The 9,060-nt window shown below is 60.3% G+C and carries 12 protein-coding genes; 6 read left to right on the top strand and 6 right to left on the bottom strand.

Going from position 1 to position 9,060, the window contains the following annotated elements:
* The first annotated feature begins 3 nt into the window (after positions 1 to 3).
* From ACR0JC_RS16450 to ACR0JC_RS16425, 6 genes are read left to right on the top strand one after another with little or no spacing between them, the layout of a single operon-like run.
* Positions 4 to 276 (top strand): flagellar biosynthetic protein FliQ, encoded by a 273-nt coding sequence (locus ACR0JC_RS16450; protein ID WP_093963653.1) that lies wholly within the window; start codon positions 4 to 6, stop codon positions 274 to 276.
* Positions 276 to 986 (top strand): flagellar hook-basal body complex protein, encoded by a 711-nt coding sequence (locus ACR0JC_RS16445; protein ID WP_170342461.1) that lies wholly within the window; start codon positions 276 to 278, stop codon positions 984 to 986. Before ACR0JC_RS16450 ends, ACR0JC_RS16445 begins: the two co-directional genes overlap by 1 nt.
* 24 nt (positions 987 to 1,010) lie before the next feature.
* Positions 1,011 to 1,796, top strand: a complete 786-nt coding sequence (gene flgG, locus ACR0JC_RS16440; RefSeq protein ID WP_170343153.1) for a flagellar basal-body rod protein FlgG — start codon at positions 1,011 to 1,013, stop codon at positions 1,794 to 1,796.
* On the top strand, positions 1,796 to 2,212 hold the full coding sequence (gene flgA / locus ACR0JC_RS16435) for a flagellar basal body P-ring formation chaperone FlgA (RefSeq protein WP_170343152.1): 417 nt from the start codon (positions 1,796 to 1,798) through the stop codon (positions 2,210 to 2,212). Before flgG ends, flgA begins: the two co-directional genes overlap by 1 nt.
* Before the next feature lie 2 nt (positions 2,213 to 2,214).
* The gene (gene flgH / locus ACR0JC_RS16430) at positions 2,215 to 2,943 is read left to right on the top strand and encodes a flagellar basal body L-ring protein FlgH (protein WP_170343151.1); all 729 of its coding nucleotides are present in this window, start codon (positions 2,215 to 2,217) and stop codon (positions 2,941 to 2,943) included.
* 12 nt (positions 2,944 to 2,955) lie between these two features.
* Positions 2,956 to 3,474 carry a flagellar basal body-associated FliL family protein gene (locus ACR0JC_RS16425; RefSeq protein WP_170343150.1) on the top strand — a complete coding sequence of 173 codons (519 nt, stop codon included), beginning with the start codon at positions 2,956 to 2,958 and terminating at the stop codon, positions 3,472 to 3,474.
* A gap of 28 nt (positions 3,475 to 3,502) precedes the next feature.
* Here ACR0JC_RS16425 and ACR0JC_RS16420 read toward each other — a convergent pair whose 3' ends face one another.
* The 6 genes from ACR0JC_RS16420 to ACR0JC_RS16395 all read right to left on the bottom strand — a co-directional run bounded on the left by ACR0JC_RS16420 (position 3,503) and on the right by ACR0JC_RS16395 (position 9,037).
* Entirely contained in the window at positions 3,503 to 3,889 is a 387-nt protein-coding gene (locus tag ACR0JC_RS16420) for a hypothetical protein (RefSeq protein WP_174820334.1), read from the bottom strand.
* Positions 3,886 to 4,974: a flagellar type III secretion system protein FlhB gene (gene flhB, locus ACR0JC_RS16415; RefSeq protein ID WP_170343149.1), complete on the bottom strand. Its 1,089-nt coding sequence runs from the start codon at positions 4,972 to 4,974 to the stop codon at positions 3,886 to 3,888. The genes ACR0JC_RS16420 and flhB overlap by 4 nt, the downstream gene beginning before the upstream one ends.
* Entirely contained in the window at positions 4,971 to 5,744 is a 774-nt protein-coding gene (locus ACR0JC_RS16410) for a flagellar biosynthetic protein FliR (RefSeq protein WP_170343148.1), read from the bottom strand. Before ACR0JC_RS16410 ends, flhB begins: the two co-directional genes overlap by 4 nt.
* The gene (flhA, locus tag ACR0JC_RS16405; RefSeq protein ID WP_480763997.1) at positions 5,741 to 7,768 is read right to left on the bottom strand and encodes a flagellar biosynthesis protein FlhA; all 2,028 of its coding nucleotides are present in this window, start codon (positions 7,766 to 7,768) and stop codon (positions 5,741 to 5,743) included. The genes ACR0JC_RS16410 and flhA overlap by 4 nt, the downstream gene beginning before the upstream one ends.
* A 63-nt stretch (positions 7,769 to 7,831) precedes the next feature.
* A complete protein-coding gene (locus ACR0JC_RS16400) occupies positions 7,832 to 8,536 on the bottom strand; it encodes a transglycosylase SLT domain-containing protein (protein ID WP_170343146.1) in 705 nt (234 codons plus the stop codon).
* 72 nt (positions 8,537 to 8,608) lie between these two features.
* Positions 8,609 to 9,037 carry an Lrp/AsnC family transcriptional regulator gene (locus ACR0JC_RS16395; protein ID WP_093963783.1) on the bottom strand — a complete coding sequence of 143 codons (429 nt, stop codon included), beginning with the start codon at positions 9,035 to 9,037 and terminating at the stop codon, positions 8,609 to 8,611.
* Positions 9,038 to 9,060 lie beyond the last annotated feature (23 nt).

Here is a 9,060-nt window from a genome sequence, read left to right as displayed (position 1 = left end):
ACGATGCTCAGCGAAGGTCTGTTCTATGACGTCGTGCGTCAGGCCCTGTGGATTGCCGTGATCACGTCAGTTCCGATTCTGACGGTTGCGCTGGTCACGGGTTTGGCCGTGGGCCTGTTCCAGGCCTTGACGTCCATCCAAGAGATGACCCTGACCTTCGTTCCCAAGTTGGTGGCCATCGTCATCGTGTTCTGGGTCTCGATGGGGTTCATGACGCAGACGCTGGTCACATTCTTCACCTCGACACTGGTTCCGCTGATTGCAGGAGGCCGCTGATGGATACAGCCTACGTCACCTTGTCCCGTCAAACCGGGCTGATGAACGAAATGCGTCTGGTCGCGAACAATATCGCCAATGCGCACACGACGGGTTACCGCCAGCAGGGTTTGGTGTTTTCCGAGTTTGTGCGGGACCTTCCCGGCAGCCCCTCTCTGTCCATGAGCCGTGCTCAGGCACGCAACACGTCTTTTACGCAAGGCGTGCTGACGGAAACCGGTGGGCAATTCGATTTTGCAATCGAAGGCAGTGGATTTTTCTTGGTTGAAACTCCGTCCGGCAACCGTCTGACCCGGGCGGGCAGCTTTTCACCGGACGCCAATGGCGATCTGGTTACGATGGATGGGCACCGCGTACTGGACAGCAACGGGGCCCCAGTCTTCATTCCACCGGACGCAGCAACCATTGATGTGGGCGGCGACGGGACGCTCAGCGTGAATGGGCAGGTTTTGGGGCAGATCGGGGTGATTCAGCCCGCGGAAGGCACCGAGTTGGTGCGGGAAGGCAGTACCCTGTTCAAACCGGAAGGCGAGGTCGAGCCGGTCGAGCAGCCGGTGGTTCTCAACCGGTTTCTGGAGGGTTCGAACGTCAATGCCATCGGCCAAGTGGCCCGGCTGATCGAAATCCAGCGTGCCTACGAGCTGGGTCAGAGTTTTCTGGACGCCGAAGATGAAAGGGTCCGCGGCGCCTTGAAGACCTTGATGCGCTGATCTGAAACTGCAGGAGAAACCGAAATGCGAGCCCTGAAAATTGCCGCGACCGGAATGGCGGCGCAACAAATGCGGGTCGAGACGATCTCGAACAACCTGGCGAACATGTCGACCACGGGCTACAACGCCCGGCGGGCTGAATTTGCGGATCTGCACTATCAGCAGATGGCTCGCGCGGGCACGGTGAACGCCGCGGACGGGACTGTCCTGCCGACGGGAATACAGCTTGGTCTGGGTGTTCGTCCTGCAGCCGTGACCGTCGAGTTGGCCCAAGGCGCGTTGTCCGCGACGGGCAGTGACCTGGACATTGCGATCGAAGGGCGCGGGTATCTCGAGGTGGTGCTGCCAAACGGTCAGTCGGCCTATACCCGTGACGGCAGTCTGAAGCGATCGGCCGAAGGCCTCATCGTCACGTCGGACGGGTTTGCGGTCGCCCCCGAAATCACTATCCCGGACGACGCGCGGTCGATTTCCATCAACGCGTCCGGCGAGGTCTACGCCTATTTTGACGACACCGCGGAAGGGCAACTGCTGGGGGAATTCACGCTGGCCAGCTTTTCCAATGCCAAGGGCCTCGAGGCCATCGGCAGCAACCTGTTCAAGGAAACCGAGGCTTCAGGCGCACCGATCGTGGGTACCCCAGGCGAGGACGGGCTCGGAATGCTGCGTCAAGGCTATTTGGAAGACAGCTCGGTTGATGCGGTACGTGAGGTGACCGATCTGATCGAGGCGCAGCGCGGCTATGAAATGAATGCCAAGGTGATTTCGGCCGTCGACCAGATGATGGGCGCGACGACACAGGTGCGCTGATGCGGGTCGTCGGCTTCATATCCCTGTGGCTTCTTCCGGTTGCCGCCTTTGCTGACATAGTCGTGCCAACCAGAACGATCCGGGCCAAGGAGATCATTGGATCCGCTGATCTTCAGTTGAAATCCGGTGAGGCACCCGGCGCGGTAAATGATCCTGCAGACCTGATCGGGCAGGAAGCCAAGACCGCTCTGTATCCCGGTCGGCCAATTCTGATGGCAAGTGTCGGCCCTCCCGCTCTGGTCGATCGGAACGATCTGGTGACGCTGGTCTTCGTGAAAGGCGGACTGACCATCGCGGTCGAAGGGCGCGCGCTGGGCCGCGGAGCCGCCGGTGATCGCATCCGAGTCATGAACCTGTCGTCACGAACGACGGTAACCGGAATAATCCGTCCCGACGGCGAAATCGAGGTATTTTGATCATGAAACTGTCCAGATCCCTGTTGCTGGCCATCCTGTCCCTTTCCGCCTGCGGGCGTTTGGACCATCTGGGCAAACCGCCCAGCTTGACGCCAACTACGGAAACTCCGGAACACGTGGCGATGTTGTGGCCGGGTTTGCCGTTGCACACTCAATCTCAGCGCGCCGTGGACCGCGCGTCTCTGTGGAGTGGGGGTCAGCAGTCTCTGCTGGGTGATCAGCGCGCCATCAAGAAGGGCGATATTCTGACTGTCGTGATCGAGCTTGATGAAAAGGCCGAAATCTCGAACGATACAAACCGGTCGCGCGGCAGCTCGGAAGATCTCAAGGTTCCCGGCCTCTTGGGATTGCCCCAGCGCGCAGCGAAACACCTGCCAGATGGTGCGTCACTGGACGAGGCGGTTTCGATCGATTCCGCGTCAGTCAGCAAGGGCAAGGGGTCGGTGAAACGCAAGGAAAAGCTGACACTGCGCGTCGCCGCAACGGTGATCGATGTCCTGCCGAACGGCGTCCTGTCGATTTCCGGAACACAGGAACTGAGGGTGAATTTCGAACTTCGCGAGCTGCTGGTGTCTGGCTATGTGCGTCCGCAGGACATCTCGCGCCAGAACGAGATTACCTATGACAAGATTGCGTCTGCACGGGTGTCCTATGGCGGCCGCGGCCAGATCACGGATGTTCAGCAGCCACGATACGGGCAACAGGTGCTGGACGCGCTGTTGCCGTTCTGAGGTGTTCAAATGATGAAGAAACTGCTCCCCGTTCTCTTTTTGATTGCAGGTCTCGGGGCCGGCGCTACGGCTGGGCTGCTTTTGACACCGGGACCAGCGGATACCGTGGCCGATGCCAAAGCACCGGAGCCCCACGCCGAGGAGACCGCCAAGGCAGACAAGGCGAACAAAACCTCCGGCCATAGTGAGACGTCCGGCAAGGCCGGTCCCTATGAATATCTCAAGTTGACCAAACAGTTCGTCGTTCCGATCGTTGAAGAAAACGAAATCTCTGCTCTGGTGACCATGTCGCTGAGCCTGGAAACCCGGCCGGGCATCTCGGAGGAGTTCTACGAAATCGAACCGAAACTGCGGGACGGGTTTCTTCAAGTGCTGTTTGATCACGCGAATATTGGTGGGTTCGACGGCGAATTCACGCAATCGGACAATCTTGAGGTGCTGCGAAGGTCCCTGTTGGAGGTTGCCCGAAAGGACCTTGGCGATGACGTGTCCCGTGTTTTGATCATGAGCGTGAGCCGCCAGGACACCTGACGCCAAAGGACCGGCTTCAGCTTTCGGTTTACTGGTTCATCAGTTTCCTGGCGCGTGCAATGCGCAGCGCGGTTTCTTGATCGCGCTGCAACGTCTCAACCGCCTGCTTGCGGCCGAATGCTTGGCGAAGGTCCTCCATCATTGCCAGTTTCCGGGATCTGACCCGCGCCAATTCAGTGTTGAGGTCACGCCGGGTTTTGGACTCCCACCCGTGCCACAAGACGTCCGCGCCAGCGATCTGGTACCCAGGGGTTTGCGCGGCGTCCGACGCCGTTTGGGCGACCTGCGCGTTTAGCGCGCTGATCTGTGCCTGAATGCGGCTTTCGGCCTCAAGTATCGGGCTCAGTTTCTGAAACTCTCTTTCGTATGAAGCCGCCGTGACCGCCGCTAGATCCCTTAGCTTCGCGCGTGTCATCCGACCGCTCCTTTCGCGCGTTTTCGCATGGCTTCGGCAAATCGGATGGCGGCAGCGACCGGGCGATAAAGGTCTTCCGTTATCTCCTTTCCGACCTCGACGGTCGCATGCAGGGCTCGCGCCGTCGGCGGATCCGAATGAATCGGAACTCCTGACTCCATCGCCGTTCGGCGGATTGTCGCGGCAACTTCGTCAACACCCTTTGCGACGCAGACGGGTGCGGTTCCATGGGCGCGGGTCCATTTCAATGCCACCGCAAAATGAGTGGGGTTGACGATGACCACATCAGCCTTCGGAACCTCGGCCATCATCTGGTTGGTCGCAATCTCTTGCGCGCGCTGACGTCTCTGCTGTTTGACATGCGGATCGCCTTCCGTGTCCTTCGTCTCGTCCTGCAGTTCTTTGCGCGACATTCGATTTTTGCGCATGTGCTCGGAATACTGCCACAGGTAGTCGATGACCCCGATGGTCAGCGTGACGGCGACGACGATGAACAGGAACCGAAACAGTAGGTTCATCATCAGCGGGATGGAGGCTCGTGCGGGGCTGGCTGCAGCCGTCAGGATGTCCGCTAGGTTGGATTTCAAAAACACGGCAAGGCAGATGCTGTAGATCACCAGCTTGATGAAGCTTTTGAGGAACTCAAAAAGTCCGGCACGACCGAACTTGTTCTTGGCATTGGATGGGATTGAAATGCGGGACATCTTCGGCGTCAGTTTGCTTGGGGCAAACACCAGGGCGCGCTGTGCCAAGAGGTTCAGCAACACAAACGCCGCTGGAACCGCCAACAGAACACCCGCGGAAACGGCAACCTTTTCCATCAGCCCGCCGACCGGTTCAGCCGCGCTGCCAGACGTCAACAACCGTGACAGTTCCGGGGCCTGATCAATCAGAACCATCAGGGATGATCCCAAATGTTCGGTCGAAAACTGCCCGACCGCCAAAAGAGCGATTGTCAGGCCGGAATAGGCGGCAACGGCGGAAAGGTCATTTGATTTGACGACCTCACCCTTTTCCCGAGCCTTCTGCAGTTTCTGCGGTGTCGCCTCGAAGGACTTGTCAGTGTCATCGTCCGAGCTGCTCATTCCGGTGCTCCGGTCGGATCAAGCAAGTACTGGAACAGGACGTCAGACCAGACCGCAAGGATGATCGGCGCTCCCGCGAACAGAAGGAACAAACCGGCAAAGGTGATTGCCGGCGCGCCTACAAAGGCGACCATCAGTTGAGGCATGGCCCGGTTGATGACACCCAGGGCCAGGTTGTAGATCAATGATGCAATGACAAACGGCATGGCCAGTCCAAAGGCCAATGCAAAGCTGCCCGATACCTGCGACACCCCCCAACGGGAAAGATCGGTCGCTGTTGGGGCCGTACCCACCGGGAATAGTGAATAGCTGTCGATCAGGAATTGGGTCGCCCGGATGTGAATTCCCATCAGTGTGGCAAGGGCCAACCCGGACAGGGTCAAGAAATGACCCATCGCCGGGGCCGGGTCCGCAGCGGCGCCACCCAGGATCTGCGACAACGACGTGGCTTGCGCGGCCATCGACCCGGCGGTTTGAAGGGCGAGTACCAGTAGCCGAAGTCCGATCCCCAGGGTCAGGCCGATCAGGATTTCGGTCAGTATCAATTGAACCAGCGGCATCAGGCCACTGTCGGGCTCGGCAACGGAAACCGACGGCGCGACGACCAGCGTGAATGCGATTGCGACCCCCAGCTTTACACGGGTTGGAATGCTGCGCTCCCCGAAGGCTGGCAGCAGGGAAACCACCGCTGAAACCCTGAGAAAAACCGCAAACGAGGACCACAGGATGCCCCCCAGCTGAGCCAGCAAATCCGGCGGCAGCCCAATCACGCCGGCACCGTTCCGACCAGCGCCGGCCGCGCTTCGAGCCCAATTTCTTCGAACGACAGGACTGGATTCGAGATTCCCCGCGCGTGCATGATGGTACGCAGCAACCTGCGCCGCCGCGTCGAGGTTACCAACGCCGGGAACACACCCTGATCCGCGCTGCGTGTTATCGTCGTGACGACGCCATCGGCCAGTTTGTTGAACAGATTGGGGGGCAGCGCCACATCCAATACAGCATTCGGAGTGTCGATCTGGTAGGTGGAGAAGGTCTCCTCCCATTCCGGCGCCAACTGGATCAGGGGAATCGAGCCGTCGCCACGCTTCAGGTCCGCCACCAGCTGGAAGCCCAGTCGCTGGCGCACGATCTCACAGATCGCCTCAGGCTGCGTCGTGGTCATCCGCGCTTCGGCGACGCTCTCCAGGATCAGCGCCATGTTGCGGATCGAAACCCGTTCTTCGAGCAGCAGACGCAAAACCGCGTGCAGGGTGTCGATCGGAACCTTGTCGGGGATCAGCTCATCCAGCAGCTTTCGGTTTGCCTCGGCCCGGACCGGGTCGCTGAGGCGGGTCATCTCGGACAGGAACCGACGCAGGGATTTCAGGGTCAGCAGGCGCGGGAAGTTCTGCTTGATGATTTCCAGCAGATGGGTCGCCAGAATCTCGGGCGGGGTGACGATGGTTGCACCGCTCAGCGCGGCGGCCTCTTGATCCTTGGGCAAGATCCATCGGGCGGGCGCGCCGTAGACGGGTTCGGTGACGTCATTGCCTTCCGGCAACAGGTCCAGCCCGTCCTGCACCAGCGCCAGGATCAGGTCGGGGTGAAGCACTCCCCGGGCCTGTTCGACGCCCTGAACACGAATGACGTAAGTGCCCGTCGGCAAGTCGGCCCGGTCGGTCAGCCGGATCTCCGGCAGGATCAATCCAAAGCTCGACGCGACGTAGGTCCGCATGTTGGCGATCCGAGCGTCCAATCCGGTGCCGGGGTTCAACACCATGCTGACCAGATCCGGGGCAAATTCGAGGTGAACGTCGTCGAGGTCAAGGACGTCTCCGATGCCTTGTGAGGCCTTGGGCTCGGCGTCCGAAGCCGGCATCTGCGCCGCCTCTGTGGCAGCCGATTGTTTTTTGTGAACAACAAAGGCCGCATAGCCCAGGATCACGCCGCCGAGAATGAACGGCGGAAAAGGCAACCCGGGCACCAGCGCAAACAGCACCATCAGGATCGCAACGGTTGCCAGCGCAGCCGGATGACGCCCCAGTTGCGAGAACAAGGCGGTGTCGGTTGCACCCTGCGTGCCACCGCGGGCCAGCAACAGGGCGGATGCGATAGAGATGATGACAGCCGGTATCTGCGTGACCAACCCGTCACCAACGGTCAGGATCGCATAGGTTTCAAACGCCGAGGCGACCGGCATACTGTGCACGATCACCCCCATGATCAACCCCATCACCAGGTTGAGCAGGGTAATCAGCAGCCCGGCAATCGCGTCGCCCTTGACGAATTTGGATGCCCCGTCCAGCGACCCGAAAAAGGTGGTTTCTTGTTGCTCAAGCTCGCGCCGTTCCTTGGCTTGCTGATGATCGATGGCGCCGGCAGACATGTCGCTGTCGATGGCAAGCTGTTTGCCCGGCATACCGTCAAGGGCAAAGCGGGCCCCGACCTCGGCCATGCGCGCCGCACCTTTGGTAATCACCATGAAATTCACGATCAGCAGCACGCCGAACACCACGAGGCCCAGGAAGATGCTGCCGCTCATGACGAATTGGGCAAAGCCCTCGATGACGTCACCGGCGGCGTTGGGCCCGGTATGACCCTGCCCGATGATCAGCTTTGTCGACGACACGTTGAGCGACAGGCGCAGCATCAGCGAAGCCAGCAGGATCGTTGGAAAGGACGAGAAATCCAACGGTCGCTCGATGAACAGGGTCAGGGTGAAAATCAGGATGGCTAGCGCGAACGAGGCCGCAAGGCCAATGTCCAGCACCCAGGATGGCATTGGCAGGATCATCATGACGATCACCGTCATCAAGGCCAACGCCAGTAGAACGGTGGGTGAAAACAGGGATCGGGCGTCAAGCTTTGGCACGCGTCACTCCTGATCGAACGCGATGAACGCAGCAGCAGCGGCGGAGGAGGGAACCAATGAGCCCAAGCGGCCCGTCCCGGTTCGGCCACGACCGGGCGGGATCAAAGGCGCGGCCGCCCGGGAAAAAGGATCGCGGCCCGGGGGTCCCGGTTGCGCCAGCCGCACGCCGTCGAGATTGGCGAGGATGGTTTCAAACCGGTCCGTATAAGCCTGTGCGAGGTCCGGCGTGCGCGAGTGATAGGCACCAACCGCATGCCCCCACGAACCATGTTCGGCATGGAGCGTCTTCAGGAACTGCGCGGCGTAGGCTGCGTTCTGATCCGGATCAAACATAGCGTCTATGGACCGGAAAGCTTTGCCATGCCAGCGGTAGTTGATCTGGAAGCAGCCTATATCAAAACTGCGCGCACCCGCTTTGAACACGTCGAAGACAAAGGCCTTGGCCTCGGTCTCGGTGGCGAACCAGTACCCTTTGCCCTCGACATTGACGGTCCAGGGCCAGGGTGTCAGGCGGCCCTTCATCGTGCGCCCGGTCTCGGTTCGGGTAACGGCCAACAGGATATCCTGCGGCACACCTTCGGCTATTGCCGCCCGACGCGCGGCCCGGTCGCAGACGTCAATCGCGTGGCCATCCGACCATGCTAGGGCGGCAGGCGCGGCGGCGGTAAGCCAAACGGCGATCGAGATGAAAAACTTGAGCTCTGGCATTCTGCCGGTCCGGGGATTCTTGTGTCCGGGCCAAGCTAGCCAGTTTTGGGTTTACAGAGGGTTATCGGGACCTCAGCCCCGATCGATGCGGCGGCCGAACACAACGCTGGTGTTGGTCCGCAGCACTCCCGGGATCGCCGCTAGCTCATCAACCAGAATGTCCAGATCCTCGATCCGCGGCGCTTCGGCGGACAGCAACAGATCGAATTCTCCATTGATCGACAGGCACAGCTTGACCTCTGGATAGGCTTCCAGCCGCTTGATAATGCGGGCGGTTTCTTTCTGCTGTACCTCCAGCAGGACAACGACCTGGACCTTGGGCGTGTCCTCGGCCTGGCGCAGGATCACCGAATATCCGGCGATCACACCGTTTCTCTCCATTCGGCTGATACGTTCATGCACCGTAGTCCGGGCCACCCCGAGCGTTGCCGCGATATGGGTGGTCGAGGCCCGCGCGTTGTGTTGCAGCGCGGCAATGATGCGGCGATCAAGCTGGTCCATCGATGCTCCGTGTTCCGAAGGGA

The sequence above is a fragment of the Ruegeria sp. CH5 genome (assembly GCF_056537025.1).
This window is presented reverse-complemented; position numbering and strand designations above follow the sequence as displayed.

Excerpts from the sequence above, each read along its gene's own strand:
- flgH (WP_170343151.1), top strand. The coding sequence starts at position 2,215 with ATGAAACTGTCCAGATCCCTGTTGCTGGCCATCCTGTCCCTTTCCGCC.
- ACR0JC_RS16425 (WP_170343150.1), top strand. The coding sequence starts at position 2,956 with ATGAAGAAACTGCTCCCCGTTCTCTTTTTGATTGCAGGTCTCGGGGCC.
- ACR0JC_RS16420 (WP_174820334.1), bottom strand. The coding sequence starts at position 3,889 with ATGACACGCGCGAAGCTAAGGGATCTAGCGGCGGTCACGGCGGCTTCA.
- ACR0JC_RS16445 (WP_170342461.1), top strand. The coding sequence starts at position 276 with ATGGATACAGCCTACGTCACCTTGTCCCGTCAAACCGGGCTGATGAAC.
- ACR0JC_RS16450 (WP_093963653.1), top strand. The coding sequence starts at position 4 with ATGCTCAGCGAAGGTCTGTTCTATGACGTCGTGCGTCAGGCCCTGTGG.
- flgA (WP_170343152.1), top strand. The coding sequence starts at position 1,796 with ATGCGGGTCGTCGGCTTCATATCCCTGTGGCTTCTTCCGGTTGCCGCC.
- flhB (WP_170343149.1), bottom strand. The coding sequence starts at position 4,974 with ATGAGCAGCTCGGACGATGACACTGACAAGTCCTTCGAGGCGACACCG.
- flgG (WP_170343153.1), top strand. The coding sequence starts at position 1,011 with ATGCGAGCCCTGAAAATTGCCGCGACCGGAATGGCGGCGCAACAAATG.
- ACR0JC_RS16400 (WP_170343146.1), bottom strand. The coding sequence starts at position 8,536 with ATGCCAGAGCTCAAGTTTTTCATCTCGATCGCCGTTTGGCTTACCGCC.
- flhA (WP_480763997.1), bottom strand. The coding sequence starts at position 7,768 with ATGACGGTGATCGTCATGATGATCCTGCCAATGCCATCCTGGGTGCTG.
- ACR0JC_RS16395 (WP_093963783.1), bottom strand. The coding sequence starts at position 9,037 with ATGGACCAGCTTGATCGCCGCATCATTGCCGCGCTGCAACACAACGCG.